The sequence below is a fragment of the Pseudomonas sp. A39 genome (genome assembly GCF_058145955.1).
In genome coordinates this window covers 72,962-94,275 of sequence record NZ_JBYVMD010000008.1, presented here as the reverse complement: position 1 = coordinate 94,275, position 21,314 = coordinate 72,962, and the positions used below count along the sequence as shown (strand labels likewise).

Genomic DNA, 21,314 nt, shown 5'->3' with positions numbered 1-21,314 from the left:
TTTTATAGATGCCGTTACGGACTCTGGAAACCTGGCCCCACGGCGCAATCATGCTGGACGCGCAACACACGCGTTTCGCCTTGTGGGCGCCAGACGCGTTTTATGTCAGCGTTGAATTGGAAAACGGCAAGTCCGTCGCCATGCTGCCCCAGGCAGAAGGCTGGTTTGAAACCGAAATAGCGTGCCCGGCGGGCACGCGCTACCGCTTCAATATCGATGGGGAGATGGACGTACCCGATCCCGCCTCCAGGGCCCAGGCCTCGGATGTGCACGGTTGGAGCGTAGTGGTCGACTCCCTCGCCTATCAATGGCGTCACAGCAATTGGCAAGGCCGCCCCTGGCACGAGGCAGTCATCTATGAACTGCACGTCGGTGCCATGGGGGGTTATGCCGGCATTGAGAAACACCTGCCACGCCTGGCCGAATTGGGCGTTACCGCGATTGAATTGATGCCGTTGGCGCAATTCCCCGGCGATCGCAACTGGGGCTACGACGGGGTCCTGCCCTATGCACCCCAAGCCTCCTACGGCACCCCTGAACAGCTCAAGCACCTGATCGACAGCGCCCACGAACATGGCCTTGCGGTGATTCTCGACGTGGTCTACAACCACTTCGGGCCCGACGGCAATTACCTGGGCCAGTACGCCAAGGGGTTCTTCCAGGAAGACGTGCACACGCCATGGGGCGCCGGCATCGATTTCAACCGGCGTGAAGTGCGGGACTTCTTCCTCGATAACGCATTGATGTGGTTGCTCGAATACCGCTTCGACGGCCTGCGCCTGGACGCGGTACACGCCATCGATAACCCGGAGTTTCTCAAGGAGCTGGCCCACCGCGTGCGCGAGCAGGTGGACACGGGCCGCCATGTCTGGCTGATGCTCGAAAACGAGCTCAACCAGGCCGGGCTCCTGCAGCACGATTTCAACGCGCAATGGAATGATGATTTCCATAATGTGTTGCACGTGCTGTTGACCGGCGAGACCGATGCGTATTACAGCGACTTCGCCCAAGAGCCGACCGCTAAATTGGCCCGCTGCCTGGGCGAAGGCTTTATCTACCAAGGCCATACAACCCGGCATGGCCATGTGCGTGGCGAACCCAGTGGGCACCTGCCACCGAGCGCGTTCGTGGCGTTCCTGCAAAACCATGACCAGATCGGCAACCGTGCCCTGGGCGAGCGCCTGCATCAGCTCTGCTCGCCGCAGGCCTTGAAGGCGGCGACCGCGCTGCTGCTGCTGTCGCCGATGATCCCGCTGATGTTCATGGGTGATGAGGCCAACGCCAGCGAGCCTTTCCTGTTTTTCACCGATCACCATGGCGAGCTGGCCGAGGCGGTGCGTGAAGGTCGACGCAATGAATTCAAGGATTTCGCCGCGTTCCAGGACCCGGAGCGGCGCGAACGCATTCCCGATCCCAATGCCCTGCCGACCTTTTTGCAAACCACGCCCAGCTTCGACGAGAACGAACACACCCAGCTCTATCGCCAACTGCTGAGCCTGCGCCACCGGCATCTCGTGCCGCACCTGCCCGGCAGTGTCGCGCTGGGCGCTCAGGTCCTGGCCGATCACGCCGTCAGCGCCCGTTGGCGCCTGGGTAACGGCAGTGTGTTGCGGATCGACCTCAACTTGAGCGCCGTGCCGCTGGATCACCCAGCCACGGAGCCGGTCCTTTTTCAAACGCCTGCCAACGCCGGCGCAACCCTGCCGCCGTACAGCGCACGCGTCACCCTATACCCTGTTGGAGAGCACCCTTGAGTGAAGCGAACCTGGAAATCCTCGCCAGCCGAGCGGGCCTGGCCGTCGATTGGATCGACGCAAACGGCCGCCCGCAACGTGTAACACCCGACGCCCTGCGCGCCGTTCTCAAAGGCCTGGGCCACCCGGCCGACAGTGACGCAGAGATCGACGCCAGCCTGCTTGAACTGGAGCGGGTACAACAAGACAAACACCTGCCGCCCCTACTGACCATCGACAGTGGTGACGGCCTCGACCTGGCGCGCTACTTCGAACCGGACACCCTGTGCCGGGTCAGCCTGGAAGACGGCGACACCCTGGAACTGCGGCTCGATGGCAACGCCGTCCTGCCAGGCGTCATTGCCCTGGGTTATCACCAAGTGCATATCGCCGATCAGGTCTTCACCTTGGCCGTCGCCCCCACGCATTGCTACAGCGTCGCCGAAGCGGTCGATACCCAACCGGCCCGCGCCTGGGGCCTCAGCGCGCAACTGTATGGCCTGCGCCGTCTGGGCGACGGCGGTTTTGGCGATACCCTGGCCTTGGAGCATCTGGCCCGCTCGGCGGCCGAGCGCGGCGCCGATGCACTGGCCATCAGCCCGATGCATGCCATGTTCAGCGCCGACACCGGGCGCTACAGCCCGTATTCGCCGTCGAGCCGGTTGTTCCTCAACAGTTTGTACGCCTCCCCGGGCTGCATCCTGGGTGAGCGCGAAGTGCGCAACGCGATCGAGTCCCTCGGCCTGGCGGATGAGCTGCACGCGCTGGAGCAACACACCCTGATCGACTGGCCCGCCGCCGCCAAGGCCAAGCAACGCCTGTTGCGTGCACTTTATGAAGACTTCCGTCATGGCCACCACCCACAACACGCCGACTTCCTCAGTTTCCGCCAGGCCGGTGGCGAGGCGCTGGAAAACCATTGCCGCTTCGAAGCCGTGCAAGCGGCTCGCGCATCGGCAGGTGAAGCACTCGACTGGCGCCACTGGCCCGAAGACTGGCGCAGCCCGCAGAGCCCGGCACTGGCGCAGTTCGCCGAAGACAATCGCGATGAGATCGGCTACTTCGCGTTCAGCCAATGGCTGATCGCCCGTTGCCTTGAGCGCGCGCAACAAGCTGCGCGCGGCAGCGGCATGGGCGTCGGCTTGATCGCCGACCTCGCGGTGGGCGCCGACGGCGGTGGCAGCCAGGCCTGGAGCCGCCAGGATGAATTGCTGGCAGACCTGACCGTCGGTGCGCCGCCCGACATTCTCAACCGTGCCGGCCAGGGCTGGGGGATTTCCGCCTTCTCGCCCGAAGGTCTCAAGCGCAATGGTTTTCGCGCCTTTATCGAAATGCTGCGCGCCAACTTTGCCCATGCCGGCGGCTTGCGCATCGACCATGTGATGGGCCTGCAACGCCTGTGGGTGATCCCCATGGACGCCTCGCCGCGCGAAGGCGCCTACCTGTATTACCCGGTGGATGACCTGTTGCGGCTGTTGGCGCTGGAGTCCCACCGTCACCAGGCCATTGTGCTCGGTGAAGACTTGGGCACGGTGCCGGATGGCCTGCGTGAAAAACTCATCGCGCGCTCGATCCTGGGCATGCGTGTGTTGCTGTTCGAGCAAAACCACGAGGGCCGGTTCACGCCGATCCTCGACTGGCCGGACAACGCCCTGGCCACCACCAGCACCCATGATTTGCCGACCCTGAACGGTTGGTGGCACAGCCGCGATATCGACTGGAACATCCAGCTTGGCCTGATCGACGCGCCTACGGTGGAACAATGGAGCGAACACCGCCTGCGCGAACGCCAGGCACTGCGCCAGGCCTTGAGCCAGGACCCGCAGAACTTCGTCGAAGAAATCCGCAATGAAACCGACCATATGATCGACGCCAGTGCGCGCTACCTCGGCCACACCCGCGCGCCCCTGGTGCTGTTGCCGTTGGAGGACGCCCTCGGGGTGGAGGAACAAGCCAACCTGCCCGGCACCACCGACACCCATCCCAATTGGCGTCGCCGCCTGCCGGGCGAGGCGTCCAGCCTGCTCGACAATGCCGGTGCCGCCCGCCGCCTCGAGCTGTTGGCCGTCGCGCGCAACCAAGCCTATGAGCGTGACCGATGAACGCACTGCCCCTGCGCGCGACCCAGCGCCTGCAATTCCATAAAGGTTTTACCCTCGATGATGCGGTGCCCCTGGTGCCGTATTTCGCCCAGTTGGGCATCAGTCACCTGTATGCCTCACCGCTGCTCAGCGCCCGTGCCGGGTCCATGCACGGCTACGATGTGGTCGACCCCACCAGCGTCAACCCGGAGCTGGGCGGCGAACCCGCTCTGCGCCGCCTGGTCGCCGCGCTGCGTGAACACAAGATGGGCCTGATCCTCGATATCGTTTCCAACCACATGGCCGTGGGCGGCGCCGACAACCCTTGGTGGCTGGACCTGCTGGAATGGGGGCGACTGAGTCCCTACAGCGAGTTCTTCGATATTCAATGGCACTCGCCCGACCCGTTGCTCAAGGGCCAATTGCTGATGCCGTTCCTCGGCAGCGACTACGGCGAAGCCCTGCAGGCCGGCACCCTGACGTTGCAGTTCGACGCCCCCCACGGCGCGTTCTACGTTGAGCATTACGAACACCGCTTCCCGATCTGTCCAAAAGACTACGCGGCGATCCTGGGCACCGAGGCGCCGCTCAAGCCCCTGGCCGAGCGCTTCACCGCCCTCGCCCATCAGGAAGACGCTTACCACGAAGCGGCGTGGCTCAAACAGGCCCTGGCCGAACGCGCCACCGAGGTGCTGCCAGCCATCGAGCAGCGGCTGACCACCTTCGACGGGCGCCAGCCCCAAGGCTTCAAGCGCCTGCATCAACTGCTGGAACAACAGGCCTACCGCCTGGCCAGCTGGCGCACGGCGGCGGATGACATCAACTGGCGGCGCTTCTTCGATGTCAACGAACTCGGCGGCCTGCGCGTAGAGCGTACCGCGGTGTTCGAAGCCACCCATGGCAAGATCTTCGAACTGATCAGCGAAGGCTTGGTGGATGGCCTGCGCATCGACCATATCGACGGCCTGGCCGACCCGCGCGGGTATTGCCGCAAGCTGCGCCGTCGCGTGGATTCGCTGGTGCCGGAACGGCACTTGCCGATCTTCGTCGAGAAGATCCTCGGCGAGGGCGAAACCCTGCGTGAAGACTGGCAAGTGGACGGCACCACCGGCTACGAATTCATGAACCAGTTGTCGCTGCTGCAACATCAACCGGACGGCTTCGAACCGTTGGCCGAGCTGTGGACACGCCATAGCGAACGGCCTGCGGCGTTTATCGAGGAAGCGCGGCTGGCACGCCAGCAGATCCTCAATGGCTCCCTCGGCGGTGACTTTGAAAGCGTGGCCCAGGCCCTGCTGCAAGTGGCCCGCGACGACGTGATGACCCGCGACCTGACCCTCGGGGCCATCCGCCGGGCCTTGCAGGAACTGATCGTGCACTTCCCGGTGTACCGCACCTACATCAGCGCCCGTGGCCGTAGCGCCGCCGACGACAAGGTGTTCCAGCAGGCCATGGACGGCGCGCGCACGACCTTGGGCGAAGGCGACTGGCCGGTACTTGAGCACCTGGAAAATTGGCTCGGCGGCCAGCCCTGGCGCAATCGCCCGGTGGGCCGTGAGCGCAAGATCCTCAAGCATGCCTGCGTGCGCTTCCAGCAACTGACCTCGCCCGCCGCCGCGAAAGCGGTGGAAGACACCGCGTTCTATCGTTCGGCGGTGCTGCTGTCGCGCAACGACGTGGGCTTCAGCACCGAACAGTTCAGTGCGCCCTTGGCCGACTTCCATGCGGTCAACCAGCACCGTTTGCAGACCTTCCCCGACAACCTGCTGGCCACCGCCACCCACGACCACAAGCGCGGCGAAGATACCCGCGCGCGCCTGGCCGTGCTGAGTGAGTGCGCGCCGTGGTACGTCGAACAGGTCGAGCATTGGCGCAGCCTCGCCGCGCCGCTGCGGGTTGACGCGAATACGCCGTCGGCCGGCGATGAATTGATCCTCTATCAGGCACTGCTGGGCAGTTGGCCGCTGGACCAGGACGCCGACTTCGAGGGTTACCAGCAACGCCTGTGGCAATGGCAGCAAAAAGCCCTGCGCGAAGCCAAGTTGCAAAGCAGCTGGAGCGCGCCCAACGAAGCGTATGAGCAAGGCGTCGAAGCCTTCCTCTCGCGGCTGCTGCTCACTGATGAGGGGCGCGAACTGCGCACCGCCATTGGCAACGCCGCCCAGGTGATCGCCCCGGCCGGTGCGCTCAATGGCCTGGCGCAATCTTTGCTTCGCATCACCGTACCGGGTGTGCCGGACCTGTACCAGGGCGACGAGTTCTGGGACTTCAGCCTCGTGGACCCGGACAACCGCCGCCCGGTGGATTTCAACGCACGGCAACAGGCGCTGGATACTCCGCCGGACCTCGGTGAACTGTTGTTCAACTGGCGCGACGGGCGCATCAAACAGGCGTTGATTGCTCAGGTGCTGGGCTTGCGTAAAGCCCATCCCGAACTGTTCCGCAGCGGCGCATATACACCGCTGGAAGTGGTCGGCACGCACGCCGAACGGGTGGTCGCTTTCGCCCGCGAGTATCAGGGCAAATGCGTGCTGGTGGTGGTGCCACGCTGGTCGCACGCGCTGCTTGAAAACGGTGTGCACCCTCAGGTCAATGCGCGGGTTTGGGGCGATACACGGGTGAAATTACCGTTCGCCGCGACAACTCAAAACTGGAAGGGACTTTTTCATACAGGCGCAGTCACACCAGACAAGGAGCTGTTGATCAGCACTGCCCTGGGGGATTTCCCGGTCAATGTCTTTATCAATCCTGATGATCAAGAAAGCTGAAATTTTCTGCGAGGAGCATTGTGATGAGTACTGAAGACAAACGCATACGCGAACTGGCACATCAGATCTGGGAGTCTGAGGGCAAACCTCACGGCGAGGACGCGCGACACTGGGAGATGGCGCGCAAACTGGCGGAAGCCGAAGCGCTGACGCCGAGCAAGCCCAAGCCCACTGCCAAGCCCAAGGCAAGCGCACCCAAGCCCCCGCCAAAAGCCAAGCCGGCCGCACCGGCCGCCAGTAAACCAGCACCACCGGCGGCGAAGAAACCCGCGGCGCCGAAAAAGCCTAAGCCTTGAACCCGAGCCTCTTGCCGGTGCCGTCGGCAAGGGGTGATTTCATTTTCCATATTGTCAGCTGAAATTTCGTCAGCACGGCCGCACTCGGCCTGAAAAAAGACCTTTGCAGGAGCAACACCATGAGCAAACCCGACAAAACCCCACCGACGCCGGACAACGAGCCGTCGCGGATCCGTGAAGGTTTGCCCTTCCCGCTTGGCGCGACCTGGGATGGCCTGGGCGTCAACTTTGCACTGTTTTCAGCCAACGCCACCAAAGTGGAGTTGTGCCTGTTCGATGATTCCGGCGAAGTCGAGCTGGAACGCATCGAACTACCGGAATACACCGACGAAACCTTCCACGGCTATCTGCCCGACGCCCACCCCGGGCTGATTTACGGCTACCGCGTGTACGGTGCGTATGACCCGGCCAACGGCCACCGTTTCAACCACAACAAATTGCTGATCGACCCCTATGCCAAACAGCTGGTGGGCGAACTCAAATGGTCCGAGGCGCTGTTCGGCTACACCATCGGCCACCCGGATGACGACCTGAGCTTCGACGAACGCGACAGCGCGCCCTTCGTGCCTAAGTGCAAGGTGATCGACCCGGCCCACACCTGGGGCAACGATCAGCCGGTACGGGTGCCGTGGGACCGTACGATCATCTACGAAACCCACCTGCGCGGCATCAGTATGCGTCACCCTTCCGTCGGCGAGTCCGTGCGCGGCACCTGCGCCGGGCTGATGGAAGATGACGTGCTCAAGCACATCCGCCAGCTGGGTATTTCGTCGGTAGAACTGCTGCCGGTGCACGCCTTTGTCAACGACCAGCACCTGCTGGAAAAAGGCATGACCAACTACTGGGGTTACAACAGCATCGCGTTTTTTGCCCCCGACCCACGCTACCTGGCCAGCGGCAAGATTGCTGAGTTCAAGGAGATGGTCGCGCACCTGCACGAAGCCAAGCTCGAAGTGATCCTGGACGTGGTCTACAACCACACCGCCGAGGGCAACGAGCGCGGTCCGACCCTGTCGATGCGCGGTATCGACAACGCTTCGTACTACCGCCTGATGCCGGATGACAAGCGTTTCTACATCAATGATTCAGGTACCGGTAACACCCTGGACCTGAGCCACCCGTGCGTATTGCAAATGGTCACCGACTCGCTGCGTTACTGGGCGACCGAGATGCACGTCGACGGTTTCCGCTTCGACCTGGCGACCATCCTTGGCCGCTACCGCGATGGGTTTGACGAGCGCCACAGTTTCCTCGTGGCCTGCCGCCAGGACCCGGTACTGCGTCAGTTGAAGATGATCGCCGAGCCCTGGGACTGTGGCCCCGGCGGATACCAAGTGGGCAACTTCCCGCCGGGCTGGGTGGAATGGAACGACCGTTTCCGCGACACCGTGCGTGCATTCTGGAAAGGCGACGACAGCCAGTTGGCCGACTTTGCCGCCCGCATGACCGCTTCCGGCGAGATGTTCAACCACCGTGGGCGCCGCCCTTACAGCTCGGTGAACTTCATCACCGCCCATGACGGGTTCACCCTGCACGACCTCGTGTCGTACAACGACAAGCACAACGAAGCCAACGACGAGAACAACCAGGACGGCAGCAACAACAACCTGTCGTGGAACCACGGTGTCGAAGGCCCGACAGACGACCCGGAAATCAACGCGCTGCGCCTGCGTCAGATGCGTAACTTCTTCGCCACGCTGCTGCTGTCCCAAGGCACGCCGATGCTGGTGGCCGGTGACGAATTTGCGCGTACTCAGCACGGCAATAACAACGCCTACTGCCAGGACAGCGAGATCGGTTGGATCAACTGGGACCTGGACGAAGACGGCAAGGCGCTGCTCAAGTTCGTCAAGCGCCTGATCAAGCTGCGCCTGGCCTACCCGATCCTGCGTCGCGGGCGCTTCCTGGTGGGCGACTACAACGAAGACATCGGCGTGAAGGACGTCACCTGGCTGGCGCCGGATGGCAACGAGATGACCACCGAACAGTGGCAAGACAGCAACGGCCGCTGCCTGGGCATGCTGATGGATGGCCGCGCCCAAGAGACCGGCATTCGCCGCCCTGGCGCCGATGCCACCTTGTTGCTGGTGGTCAACGCGCACCACGACATGGTCAATTTCCGCCTGCCGTCGGTGCCCCAAGGTGAATTCTGGACCTGCATGCTCGACACCAACGAGCCGGCCGTGCGCGGCCAGGAACGCTTTGACTTTGATCACGAGTACGCGGTGACCGGCCGCTCGCTGCTGCTGTTCGAACTGCAGCGTGACGACGAGGTGTGAGATGGCTTTGCATGGATTCCTTCAGGGCTACCGGGGCTATGCGGACACGCAAGCCCTGGGCGCTGCCCTGAAGGCGCTTCAGGAGGAAGGCCTGGACCAACTGCCCTTGCCGGGCAGCGGCCAGACACTGGCGCGGTTCAGCCGCTTGGCGCAGGTGGCAGGCCATGACCTGCGCCTGTGCAAGCTGTTCGAAGGCCACACCGATGCCTTGGCGATTATTGCCGAGCTCAACAGCCCCTTGCCGCCCTTGGGCAGCACATGGGGCATGTGGGCGGCCGAGCCGCCAACGGCCAAGGTGCGTGTCCTGCAAGAGGGTCATCGCCTCAGGGTGCAAGGGCGTAAAGCCTGGTGCTCCGGCGCGGCGGTGGTGAGCCATGGGTTGATGACCGCCTGGGATGAAGAAGATCGGCAGCAGTTGGTAGCGGTGCACATGGATCAACCCGGCATCACCGTCACTGACGAGGGCTGGAACGCGGTGGGCATGGCCGCCACTGGCAGTGTGGAGATTGTGTTTGACGGGGCCTGGGGGCTGGCCGTCGGTGGACCGGGTGACTACCTCGCCCGCCCCGGTTTCTGGCAAGGCGGCATCGGTATCGCCGCCTGTTGGTATGGCGCGGCGCAACGGCTGGCGGAAGTCTTGCGCGAACACTGCAGCAAGCGTCCCGAGCCGCACGCCCTCGCGCACCTCGGCGCCGTCGACAGCGTATTGAACAGCGCTGCGTGCGTACTGCGCGCCAGCGCCGAACAGATCGACCGCGCACCCAAGGCCGACGCCAGGGAACTGGCCCAGCAGGCCCGTGCCTGCATCGAAGACACTGTTGAGCAAGTGACACACCACGTCGGCCGCGCGGTCGGCGCGGGGCCTTTCTGCAAGGACCCGCATTTTGCCCAATTGATGGCGGACCTGCCGGTGTACATGCGCCAGAGCCATGCCGAGCGCGACTTGGCAGGCCTCGGAGCATTGGTCGCAGGCGACTCCACAGGGAGGTGGCAGTTATGAAACCCAACCCGATTGTGGGCCAGGGCACGCCGCTGCATCACTGGCAGGCCTCAGCGAAAATGGCCGAGCTGCCCCACATCAGCGTCGAACAATTGGTTCCCGAAGGGCATCGTGCCGTGATCATCGCGCCCCATCCGGATGATGAAGTGCTGGGGTGCGGCGGTTTGATGCAGGGTTTGGCGGCGCTGGGCCGGCCGATCCAGCTGATTTCGGTGACCGATGGCAGCGCCAGTCACCCCGGTTCGCAGCGCTGGTCGGTGGAACGCCTGAGCGTGGTGCGCCCTCAAGAGTCTGCCCAGGCCCTGCATCGCCTCGGCTTGCCACTGCACAGCCTGAAATGGCTGCGCGCAGGGTTTGCCGACAGCCAGGTGGCCGCTCGCGAAGCGGAACTCGCCGCGTTTATCCAGCGCTACCTCAAGCCCACCGATGTGGTGTTCACCACCTGGCGCGAAGACGGCCATTGCGACCATGAGGCCGTCGGCCGTGCCAGCGCCAAGGCTGCCCAGGCGGTAGGCGCCACCCTGTATGAGTTGCCGGTGTGGACCTGGCACTGGGCAACCCCGGAAAACAGCCTGGTGCCCTGGCACCGCGCGCGCAAGATCCCGCTGACCTGCGAAGCCGTGGCCCGTAAGCGCCACGCCATCCATGCGTTCGCCAGCCAATTGGAAGGCGACCCGCAGATCGGCCTGGCGCCCGTGCTCGCGCCCTATGTGGTGGAGCGCCTGTTGCAACCCTTTGAAGTGGTATTCGTATGAGTGTGGCTACGCCTTACTTCGACCAAATGTTCGCCGAAAACGACGATCCCTGGGCCTTTCGTCAGCGCTGGTACGAACGACGCAAACGCGCGATGACCTTGGCCATGCTCACGCGGCCTCGCTATGCCTCGGTGTTTGAACCGGGTTGCGCCAATGGCGAACTGAGTTTCGAGCTGGCCGCCCGCTGTGATCGCCTGTTGTGTTGCGACACTGCCTCGGCGGCCGTGGCCCTTGCGCGCAGTCGCTTGCTCGGCTTCCCCCATGCCGAGGTGCAGCAGAGCCGTTTGCCCGAGCAGTGGCCCACCGGCCGGTTCGAGCTGATCGTGCTGAGCGAGTTGTGCTACTACCTGGATGCCGAAGACCTCTGCCGGTTGATCGATCGCGCCCGCGCGTCGTTGACCGCCGACGGCCAGTTACTGGCCTGCCATTGGCGTCCACCTATCGCAGGCTGCCCGCAAACCGCCGAAGAGGTGCATGCCTTGCTGCAGCAACGATTGGCGATGCCGCAGGTGGCCAGCTATCACGAACATGACTTTCTGCTCGACCTGTGGAGCTGCGATGGCACCTCGGTCGCTACCCTTGAGGGCCTGCGATGATCGGCATTCTGATCCCGGTACATAACGAAGAGGCGTTGCTGGGCGACTGCCTGAAAGCGGCACTGATCGCCGCCGCCCACCCTGGCCTGTTGGGCGAGGCGGTGACTATCCTGGTCGTGCTCGACAGTTGCAGCGATGGCAGTGCCGCGATTGCACAGGCCTACCCGGTGCAGTGCTTGGAAGCCCAGGCGCGCAATGTGGGCCATGTGCGGGGTGTGGGCGCACGTCATCTGCTCAATCAAGGTGCGCGCTGGATCTCCTGCACCGATGCCGACAGCCGGGTGGCGCCCGATTGGCTGGTGGCCCAACTGGCACTGGGAGTGGACGCGGTGTGCGGCACCGTGACGGTGGATGCCTGGAGTGAAGATTTCGACCCGGCGGCGCAGATTCGCTATCACCAAGGCTATGAGGCGCGGGACGGTCACCGGCACATCCACGGTGCCAACCTGGGGGTAAGCGCCGGCGCTTATATTCGCGCCGGTGGTTTCGACCCCCTGCCGTGCCATGAGGATGTCCAATTGGTGCGCAACCTTGAGTTGTGCGGCGCCTCTATCGCGTGGAGCCACACCCCGCAAGTGATCACCAGTGCGCGCCTGGACGCCCGTGCACAAGGCGGTTTCGGCGACTATTTGAAGACCCTGATGCACGCCACTTAAAAAAACGACGTTACAAAATGTGAAACCCGGCAATCCTTGTCTATGCTGAGGACGCCTTGCTGGCATTCCTGGAGTGGAGTGCCATGCCATCACCGCGGCGGAGTCTGCGGTGAATAAAAGAGCGTCGTCCCGTCAACGGGGCACGACCCAGCATCAACCGACAAGGATGTGACACCCATGAAGCTTGCTTCCTTAAGCGACGGCCGTAGCGGCCCTGCTCAAATCTGGAACAGCGCCCCACAGCTGGCGCAAATCCCGCCCATTACCCCTTCCGCTTTGGTGCCGCGCGGCGCACGCGTGGTGATTATCGCCCCTCATCCCGGCGACGAAGTATTGGCCTGCGGCGGCCTGCTGCAGTTACTCAGCATGCGGGAACATCCGCTGCAACTGATCTCCATCACCGACGGCAGCGCCAGTCATCCAGGTTCCAACGTGTGGCCAGCCAGCCGCCTCAGCGTGATCCGCCCCCAGGAAAGTGTCGAGGCCCTGCGCCGCCTGGGCATGCCGCTGCACAGCCTGAAGTGGATACGCGGCGGCTTTTGCGATAACGCCCTCGCCGCCCGCGAACCGCAACTGAGCCCTTTCATTGCGCGCTACCTGCAACCGGGTGATGTGGTGTTCAGCACCTGGCGCAATGACGGCAATGAGGACCACGACGCCGTCGGCCGTGCCAGCGCCAAGGCCTGCAGCCTGGTCGGCGCGCAGCTGTACGAACTGCCGATCTGGGCCTGGCACTGGCCTGCCCGCGAAGGGGCAATCATCCCCTGGCAACGCGCGCGCAAGGTGCGCCTGGACACCTGGAGCGTGGCGCGCAAACTCCATGCCGCCCATGCCTACGCCAGCCAATTGGCCGGTGACCCGGAGATCGGCCTGCCACCGATGCTGGCCCAGGTGTTGCTGGAAAGAATGCGCGAGCCGTATGAGATCGTGCTTACGTAGGCTCCCCACTCGTCTACACCGTTCAGTCCTGGCAGTAGCGCCCTGCCCCACGCTGGAGTGTATCGGCCCACGCGCAAAGGCCCGAGGTGCTTGCCAAGGCGATCATTGGCGCGGGTCACCTGTGACCGAGTCGGCAGCCTTCATCCAATGGGCGCCCCGATAGCGCGAGAGCTGGTAGGCAATTCCCAGCCAGATGAACCAGGCCGGCATTACATACAGCGCCAGGCGTGTGTCCGGCCGCAACGCCAGCAGGCCGAGTACAAACAGCAGAAACGCCAGGGAAAACCAGGCCATCGGTACACCACCGGGCATCTTGTAGAGGGATTTGGCGTGCAGGTCCGGGCGTTTTTTGCGGTAGGCGATGTAGGACGCAAGGATGGTCGACCAGGTAAAGATCACCAGGATCGCCGACACCGTCGACACGATGGTGAAGGCGGTCATCACCTCCGGCACCACAAACAGCAACACCAGCCCCAAGAGCATCAGCAAGGTGGTGAATGCCAGGCTGATAAACGGCACGCTGCTGCTCGACAGGCGCCGGAAGATCCCCGGTGCGTCGCCCAGGTCGGCCAACCCGAACAACATGCGGCTGGCGGAAAACACCCCGCTGTTGGCCGAGGATGCCGCCGAGGTGAGTACCACGAAATTGACGATGCCCGCGGCGGCGGGGAAGCCTGCCACCAGGAACAACTCCACAAACGGGCTCTTGCTTGGCGAGACCTGCTGCCATGAAGTCACCGCGATGATGCACGCCAGGGCCAGCACGTAGAACAGGATGATACGCAACGGGATCGAGTTGATCGCCTTCGGTAAGGTGCGCTCCGGTGCACGGGTTTCGGCGGCGGCGGTGCCGATCAGCTCGGTGCCGGCGAAGGAAAAGATCGCCATCTGGAACCCGGCAAAAAAGCCGAACAGGCCATTGGGAAACGCCGCCTGTTTATCCAGCAAATGGGTCAGCGATGCGGTAACGCCCGTGGGCGAGACAAACGAGCTGGCAATCAGCACCACACTGACGCCGATCAAGGTCACCACGGCGATGATCTTGATGATCGCGAACCAGAACTCCACTTCGCCAAACAGCTTGACCGTCAGTACGTTCAACGCGAACAGCGTGAGCAGCATGCCCACGGCGGGCATCCACGCCGGCACATGGGGGAACCAATACTGGAAGAACCCGCCCACGACCACCGCATCCCCCACCACGGCCACGCTCCAGCTCAGCCAGTACGACCAGCCGAGAAAGAACGCCGCACGCGGCCCCAGGTACGCGCCGGCAAAGTCGGCGAAGCTCTTGAAGTTGAGGTTGGACAGCAGCAGCTCCCCCATGGCGCGCATCACGAAATACACGAAGAGCCCGATGATCATGTAGATCAGGATGATCGAGGTGCCGGACAGCGCGATGATCTTGCCGGAGCCCATGAACAGGCCGGTGCCGATCGCACCGCCCATGGCCATCAACTGGATATGGCGGTTGCTCAGGGTGCGTTGCAACGCAGGCTTTTCATAAAGCCCGGACGTGGATGTTTTCATCACAAAACCTCTTGTTATGTTTTTGAGTTTTGGCAGAAGAAAAGACGACAGGGTGTTGTTATTGGGATTTGCTTTCGAAACCGTGCAGGACGTTGACGGCATTGATGCCGATCTCATCGACCATGTAGCCGCCTTCCATCACGAACAGCGTGGGCACGCCGACGCTGGCGATGATTTCGCCCATGCCGAGGAAGTCCTGGCTGTCGAGAAGGAAATGGCTGATGGGGTCGTCCTTGAAGGTGTCGACGCCAAGGGAGATCACCAGCACTTCGGGCGCAAAACGGCGCAGTTGCTGGCAAGCGTCGATCAGGGCGGTTTGGTAGTGGGCCCAGGTGGTGTTTTTCGGCAACGGGTAATTCAGGTTGAAGCCCTCCCCCGCACCTGCGCCGCGCTCATCACGGGCACCGGAAAAATACGGGTAGGACACTGCCGGTTCGCCGTGCAGGGAGATGAACATCACGTCCGGACGGTCGTAGAAAATATTCTGCGTGCCGTTGCCATGGTGAAAATCCACATCCAACACGGCCACGCGCTTGGCGCCTTGGGTGATGGCGTGCTGCGCGGCAATGGCGGCGTTGTTGAGGTAGCAGTAACCGCCCATGTATTCGCGGGCCGCGTGATGGCCCGGTGGGCGACACAGGGCGAAGGCGCTGTAGTGGCCCTCATCAAGCAGCGCCAGGCCGGTCAGGGCGATGTCCGCGCTGGTCTTGACCGCCTCCCAGGTGGTGCTGGTGATCGGGGAACCGGCGTCCATGGCGAAGAACCCCAGCTTGCCGTCAATGAAGTCCGGCACCCGTTCGTTGGCCAGGTCGCGTACTGGCCACACCAGGGGCAATGCGTCATGACTGCGGCCGATGGCGGTCCATTCATCCCAGGCGGTTTCAAGGAACGTGACGTAGCGTTCGCTGTGGGCGGCGACGTAACAGCCCCGGTCAAAGCGGCGTGGCGTGATGATATCGCCCAGGCCAACCTGCCTGACGCGGTCACGCACGGTGTCGGCACGGCTTGGTTGCTCGAACGAGGGCTTGAGCACGCCGTCCTTCAGTTCGGTGCCATGGTGCAAACGGTGGTCTTCACTAAATACAGTCAACATGTGTGGGCATCCGCCAGTAAAAGACAGGGTCTATTTTGTTCTGGCGACGCCGGGCTTTCTTTGCTTTTACTTCTGCCACTGGTAGTTTTATCGGGTGTTTTTACCCTTGTGATTGCCCTATATGAAAAATAAAACCAAACAGGTCGTTCTTGATGACACCGATCTCGCCATCCTCGCCCTGCTGCAAGCAGACGCCAGTATTTCCAACGCGCAATTGAGTGAGCGGCTATCCCTGAGCCTCACACCCTGCTGGCGCCGCCGCAAACGCCTGGAAGAAGAAGGCGTGATCAAGGACTACCAGGCCAACCTGGATCGCAAGATGCTCGGGCTGGATATCCTGGCTTTCGTGCATGTGCGTTTCGCGATCCATACCGACCATGCGCCCGACGCCTTCGAGGCGGTGATGAGGGAGCTGCCGCAGGTGTTGTCGTGCCATAAGATCACCGGCGATGCCGATTACCTGTTGCAGGTGCTGGCGGAGGATCTGGACAGCTACAGCGAGTTTGTCGAGAGCGTGTTGCGGCGCCAGTTAGGGATTGCGTCAATTCAGTCGAGCCTGGCGCTGAGGGAGGTCAAGGCGACGAGTCGCGTGGCCATTTCAAAGCGTGAATGAGGGACATACAGGGGGGGCGGTGTGGCTAAATGCCGCCACCCAGATGTGAAAAATTCGTTAACTAATTCTCCCCTAAGGCTTTTTCCTACAGGCTCAATCTGACAAACTGATGCGAATAATTATCAACATCTTTATTATTCGCCAGGGACGGCATTCGGGGAGAGTCAGTTCCATGTCTGTGCAACAACACGGCGGCAAAGGTTTTTCACCCAGTTTGATGGCGTTGGCGGTCTGTCTTGCTGCTTCACACGCGGCCTTCGCGGCCGAGACCGAAGCGCCGGCCACCACCCTTGAACTGGGTGCAACGCAAATCTCCGGCGAAGAGCAACTGGGCCAAACCACCGAAGGCACGCAGTCCTATACCACCGGCGCAATGAAAACCGCGACCAAACTGCCATTAACCATGCGTGAAACCCCGCAGGCCGTCACCGTGATTACGCGCCAGCGTATGGACGACCAGGCGATGACCAGCATCAACGACGTGGTCAAGGCCACGCCGGGGTTGTTCCTGAACTTCTCCAACGGCCCTGGCCGGCAGTCCTACACTGCACGCGGTTTTGACATCGACAACCTGATGTACGACGGCATCCCGACCGGCTATAACGGCGTTTCGGTGGGCGCCCAGCCGAACCTGGCGATGTTCGATCGCGTCGAAGTGGTACGCGGCGCCACCGGCCTGGTGACCGGCGCGGGTAACCCTTCCGCCGCCATCAACCTGGTCCGCAAGCGCCCGCTGGACGAGCAGAAAGTCACCCTGACCGGCGCCGCCGGCAGCTGGGACGACTACCGTGGCGAGCTCGACGCCTCCAGCCCGCTTAATGACAGCGGCACATGGCGCGGCCGCGTCGTCACCTCTTACCGGGACGCCAACAGTTTCATCGACAACGCCGAGGAATATCACGGCCTGTTCTATGCCGTCACCGAAGCTGACCTGAGCGAGGACACCACCCTGACCCTCGGTTTCTCCAATCAGAAAGACAAAACCAATTACTTCTGGGGCGCGTCGATGGTCGGCCAGGATGGCCATCACCTGAACTATTCGCGGTCCTACAACCCCGGCACCCCTTGGGAAAACAAGGACCAGGAAATCAACACGGTATTCGCCGAACTGCGTCAACGCCTGGCCAACGACTGGAGCCTGCAGGTCAACGCCAACTACGCTGAGCAGAACGCGTTGTTCTCGGGTTCCTACCAGTCACGCTGGGTCAGCAACACCCTGGCTCGCACGGTCTACCAAGCGTCCTACGACGAAAACCAGGCCGGCGTCGACGCCTTTGCCAGCGGCCCCTTCCAAGCGTTTGGACGTACTCACGAACTGGTGGTGGGCGCCAGCCGGCGCATCTACGACATGACCACCCACAACTACAGCCCGTACAACCTCAACTGGCCGCTCACCGCCGGCAAACCGGACTTCGTCCATACCACCAACGACCGCGACGTCACCACCCAGGACGGGGTCTACCTGACCACACGCCTGAGCCTGGCCGACCCGTTGAAGCTGATCCTCGGCGGACGTCTGGATTGGTATGACTACGACGCCCATGGCAGCAACGATGGCGACTATAAGGTCACCCGCAACCTCACCCGCTACGCAGGCCTGATCTACGAGCTGGACGACCACCACTCGGTGTATGTCAGCTACAGCGACATCTTCACGCCGCAGAGTGCAAAGGACACGTCCGGTACCCCGGTCAAGCCGATCGTCGGCAAGAACTATGAGGTTGGCATCAAGGGCGAATACCTCGGTGGCGCGCTGAATGCGAGTGTCGCGCTGTTCCGCGTCGACCAGGAAAACCGTGCCGTGGAGGTGGTCGTTGCAAACTGCCCACAAGCCTCCTGCAGTAACGCTTCGGGCGAGATCCGCAGCCAGGGTATCGACTTCGAACTGCAAGGCGCGCTCACTGAGAATTGGCAGGTCGGCGGTGGCTACACCTACGCCCGTACACACACCATCAAGGACGACGCGAACCCCCAGAACGTCAACAAGCAGTTCGACACCGACACCCCCGAGCACCTGTTCAAACTGACCACCAGCTATCGCTTCCAGGGTCCCCTGGAAAAACTCCGCGTAGGCGGTAACCTCTCTTGGCAAAGCCGGATGTACAACGACCTCGAGTTGGCCAATGGCGGCAGCTACCGTCTCAAGCAAGGCGCCTACGCCGTCACCGACCTGATGGCCGGCTACAGGGTCAACGACCACCTCGACCTGCAGGTCAACGCCAACAATATCTTTGATCGCCGTTACTACTCGACCATCGCCAACTCCGTGAGCTATGGCGGTGACGCATACGGCAACCCGCGCAACATGATGCTGACCGCCAAATACAGCTTCTGATCACAGCCCGATAAACGGCTACCCACCCGGGTAGCCGCTCCTCAAGTCCCTCCTCCTGTTGCCGATAACCGTTTGGCATCGCTCAATCCAATAAAAACCAAGCACACCCAATTCGCGCCACCCTGCCCCTCGTTTTGTTTCGGCCAGACCACATGGAGTAAGTGTGAATGCCCATCCGCACGCGTTTTTTCGAGCACTACCGCAAGGCCGACCGCATCATGCTGGCGCTGATCTGGCTGATGTTCCTGTTCTCACTGGGCCTGGCGTTCTGGCATGACACTTTGATTCAAGCGGCCATCGTCGGCGGCGGCACCAGCGTGGTGCTGACCGCGCTCTACCGCGCCATCGGTGGCACCCGTGTGATGCGTTGCGCCCTCGGCGCGGGCTTGATGGTCATGGCGGCGCTGCACATCAACCAGGCGCAGGGCGTGATCGAAGCGCACTTCGGGATCTTCGCACTGTTGGCCGTGCTGACGTTTTATCGCGACTGGCTGCCGATCCTGGTCGCAGCGGCCACGATCGCCGTGCACCACGTGGTGTTCCATGCGCTGCAACATCAAGGCTTCCCGGTATTCGTGATGGATCATCACGGCGGCTGGGCCATGGTGTTTGTCCATGCGTTCTATGTCGTGATGGAAACCGTCGCCCTCCTCTACCTGGCCGTGCACAGCCAGGCCGAAGCGGTCGAGAGCCAGGAGATGCTGGAAAAAATGCTGGCGGTTACTTCCCAGCTGACGGTCGAAACCGCCGAAGGTGACGCGGGCAAGGTGCACGTCTCCCTCGCCAAGCGTTTCGACCACTTCCTGCAGCAGCTTACCGGCCTGATCGACGGCGTCGCCCGTGACTCCCATGGCCTCGGCCAACTCGGCCAGGAACTGGCCAGCGCCAGCGGCACCCTGGAAAAAGGCGCACGGCACCAATTGGCGGAAATCACCCAGATGACCGGCTCGATGCAGCGCATGGAAGACGCCATGGGCCACATCGCCGTGCACGTGGAGCAAGCGGTGGATCACGCCGGCAAGGCCAGCCAACAGATCCTGCGCGGCCAGGAAAGCGTGGGCCGTGCCCAGCAGGAAATCACCCAGTTGGCCTCACGCCTCAACGGCACGCATGAGACGGTACAAGGCCTGGCCGTGCAGGCCGAGCAGATCGGCACTGTGCTCGAAGTCATCAGCAGCATCGCCAACCAAACCAACCTGCTCGCCCTCAACGCTGCCATCGAGGCCGCCCGTGCCGGCGAGCAAGGCCGTGGTTTTGCGGTGGTCGCCGACGAAGTCCGCAGCCTGGCGCAACGCACAGCGGTGTCCACCCAGGAAATCAAAACCATCATCGAGGGTTTGCAGCACGGGAGCCGCCAAGCCGTCGAAGCCATGCACGACAGCCGCCAAGGCGTGGAGCGGTGCGTGGAAGACAGCCAGGTAGCGGTCGAAATGTTGCGCGCGGTGGGCAATGACATCGCGCACATCGACGACCTGAATGGCCGGATCGTGACCACCACACGCGAGCAAACCTCGGCAAACCTGGAGATTGTCGGCCGGCTGCAGTCGGTGCAAAGCATTGCGCAAAACACCGCCGACGATGTTGAAACCCTGGCCAGAAGCAGTGAGCGGTTGCCGCCGATTGCGGTGCGGTTGGATGCGCTGGGGCGACGGTTTCATCCATGATTTTTAGCGCGGCTCAACCCTCGGCAATGACCTCGCGCACGAAGTCTTCGTAGGTGCGCAACGGGTGCCCAATGAGGGCCTCAAGCATTTCGACCGTGCCTTCAACGGCGTGCATGCCAAAGGTCTGGATACCCGCCATCATCAGGCGCATGTCATACGCCAGCCAGCTGGGGCCGTAAGAAGCCAGCTGTGCTTCGAACGCGGCCAAGTCATCCCCGCCGTAGGCGATCTCGCGGCCTAGCGCCGCACTCCAGGTCTTCGCCACGGAGGCACCGGTGAGCGCCTGCGGCCCAACCAACTCCAGCGTTACACGAGCCAGCGCCGAGGGCGCTGTGTCGCGTCGCAGCAGTTCTGCAACCGCGACATCAGCGATATCGCGCGCGTCAATCATCGACACGCCCGCCGCGCCGATCGGCATCGGGTATACCGAATAGGCCTGAATAGCCTGTTGCACCAGGCGGTCGTTTTGCATGAAGTAAGCCGGACGCAAGACCGTTACAGGCATGTCAAAGCGCTCGATCATGCGCTCAACCGTATGCTTGCCGGTGAAGTGCGGAACATTGGTGAATGTGTCGGCATGAATCACCGACAAATAAACGATACGTTCGATACCCGCCTCACGCGCCAGGTTCAGCGTGATCAGGGCTTGAGTGACCTCGTCGGGCGTCACGGCATTGAGCAGGAACAAGGTACGCACCGACGCAAGCGCAACGCGCATCGACACGACGTCGGTGAGGTCTGCGACAACTTCAGTGACGCCGGCCGGAAACTCCCGCTTGCCCGCTTGGCGCACAAGGGCTTTGACCTCGGCGCCCGCGCCAGCCAGGCCTTGAGTGATCAGTGAACCAAGGGTGCCCGTGGCGCCAATAACCAGAATGCTCATGTTTGAAACTCCTGCAGTGGGTTTAGAGTGGATCAGCGAGTGAAATCCGCAACAACCTTGCCCGTCCGTGAAACGGTGCGATTGCGTGCGAGT

At 62.5% G+C, this 21,314-nt stretch carries 16 protein-coding genes; 13 read left to right on the top strand and 3 right to left on the bottom strand.

The window, feature by feature from the left end; translation table 11 throughout:
- Positions 1–8: 8 nt before the first annotated feature.
- From treZ to AC3ZU9_RS08485, 10 genes are all read left to right on the top strand, one after another.
- A complete protein-coding gene (gene treZ, locus AC3ZU9_RS08530; RefSeq protein ID WP_490090579.1) occupies positions 9–1,754 on the top strand; it encodes a malto-oligosyltrehalose trehalohydrolase in 1,746 nt (581 codons plus the stop codon).
- A complete protein-coding gene (gene malQ / locus AC3ZU9_RS08525; protein ID WP_490090578.1) occupies positions 1,751–3,835 on the top strand; it encodes a 4-alpha-glucanotransferase in 2,085 nt (694 codons plus the stop codon). Before treZ ends, malQ begins: the two co-directional genes overlap by 4 nt.
- A complete protein-coding gene (locus AC3ZU9_RS08520; RefSeq protein ID WP_490090577.1) occupies positions 3,832–6,582 on the top strand; it encodes a malto-oligosyltrehalose synthase in 2,751 nt (916 codons plus the stop codon). Before malQ ends, AC3ZU9_RS08520 begins: the two co-directional genes overlap by 4 nt.
- A 23-nt stretch (positions 6,583–6,605) precedes the next feature.
- On the top strand, positions 6,606–6,878 hold the full coding sequence (locus tag AC3ZU9_RS08515) for a DUF2934 domain-containing protein (protein WP_043205419.1): 273 nt from the start codon (positions 6,606–6,608) through the stop codon (positions 6,876–6,878).
- A gap of 119 nt (positions 6,879–6,997) precedes the next feature.
- Positions 6,998–9,157: a glycogen debranching protein GlgX gene (gene glgX / locus AC3ZU9_RS08510; protein WP_012724526.1), complete on the top strand. Its 2,160-nt coding sequence runs from the start codon at positions 6,998–7,000 to the stop codon at positions 9,155–9,157.
- Position 9,158: 1 nt separating this feature from the next.
- Positions 9,159–10,157 (top strand): acyl-CoA dehydrogenase family protein, encoded by a 999-nt coding sequence (locus tag AC3ZU9_RS08505; RefSeq protein WP_093546836.1) that lies wholly within the window; start codon positions 9,159–9,161, stop codon positions 10,155–10,157.
- The gene (locus tag AC3ZU9_RS08500; protein WP_012724528.1) at positions 10,154–10,912 is read left to right on the top strand and encodes a PIG-L deacetylase family protein; all 759 of its coding nucleotides are present in this window, start codon (positions 10,154–10,156) and stop codon (positions 10,910–10,912) included. Before AC3ZU9_RS08505 ends, AC3ZU9_RS08500 begins: the two co-directional genes overlap by 4 nt.
- Positions 10,909–11,508: an SAM-dependent methyltransferase gene (locus AC3ZU9_RS08495; RefSeq protein WP_490090576.1), complete on the top strand. Its 600-nt coding sequence runs from the start codon at positions 10,909–10,911 to the stop codon at positions 11,506–11,508. The genes AC3ZU9_RS08500 and AC3ZU9_RS08495 overlap by 4 nt, the downstream gene beginning before the upstream one ends.
- Entirely contained in the window at positions 11,505–12,164 is a 660-nt protein-coding gene (locus AC3ZU9_RS08490) for a glycosyltransferase family 2 protein (protein WP_012724530.1), read from the top strand. The genes AC3ZU9_RS08495 and AC3ZU9_RS08490 overlap by 4 nt, the downstream gene beginning before the upstream one ends.
- A 177-nt stretch (positions 12,165–12,341) precedes the next feature.
- Positions 12,342–13,103, top strand: coding sequence for a PIG-L deacetylase family protein (locus AC3ZU9_RS08485; RefSeq protein ID WP_046036155.1), 762 nt, complete (start codon positions 12,342–12,344; stop codon positions 13,101–13,103).
- A 102-nt stretch (positions 13,104–13,205) separates the two neighbouring features.
- Here AC3ZU9_RS08485 and AC3ZU9_RS08480 read toward each other — a convergent pair whose 3' ends face one another.
- Entirely contained in the window at positions 13,206–14,633 is a 1,428-nt protein-coding gene (locus AC3ZU9_RS08480; protein ID WP_460948906.1) for an amino acid permease, read from the bottom strand.
- Positions 14,634–14,691: 58 nt separating this feature from the next.
- Positions 14,692–15,726, bottom strand: coding sequence for a histone deacetylase family protein (locus tag AC3ZU9_RS08475; protein WP_012724533.1), 1,035 nt, complete (start codon positions 15,724–15,726; stop codon positions 14,692–14,694).
- A 121-nt stretch (positions 15,727–15,847) separates the two neighbouring features.
- Between AC3ZU9_RS08475 and AC3ZU9_RS08470 the strand changes: the two genes are divergently transcribed.
- The 3 genes from AC3ZU9_RS08470 to AC3ZU9_RS08460 all read left to right on the top strand — a co-directional run bounded on the left by AC3ZU9_RS08470 (position 15,848) and on the right by AC3ZU9_RS08460 (position 20,338).
- Positions 15,848–16,339: an Lrp/AsnC family transcriptional regulator gene (locus AC3ZU9_RS08470; protein WP_012724534.1), complete on the top strand. Its 492-nt coding sequence runs from the start codon at positions 15,848–15,850 to the stop codon at positions 16,337–16,339.
- Between the two features lie 172 nt (positions 16,340–16,511).
- Entirely contained in the window at positions 16,512–18,674 is a 2,163-nt protein-coding gene (locus AC3ZU9_RS08465; RefSeq protein ID WP_490090575.1) for a TonB-dependent siderophore receptor, read from the top strand.
- 167 nt (positions 18,675–18,841) lie between these two features.
- Positions 18,842–20,338, top strand: a complete 1,497-nt coding sequence (locus AC3ZU9_RS08460; protein ID WP_046036159.1) for a methyl-accepting chemotaxis protein — start codon at positions 18,842–18,844, stop codon at positions 20,336–20,338.
- A gap of 13 nt (positions 20,339–20,351) precedes the next feature.
- Here the strand turns inward: AC3ZU9_RS08460 and AC3ZU9_RS08455 are convergent, their stop codons facing one another.
- Positions 20,352–21,221 (bottom strand): NmrA family NAD(P)-binding protein, encoded by an 870-nt coding sequence (locus tag AC3ZU9_RS08455; protein WP_490090574.1) that lies wholly within the window; start codon positions 21,219–21,221, stop codon positions 20,352–20,354.
- Positions 21,222–21,314: the final 93 nt, after the last annotated feature.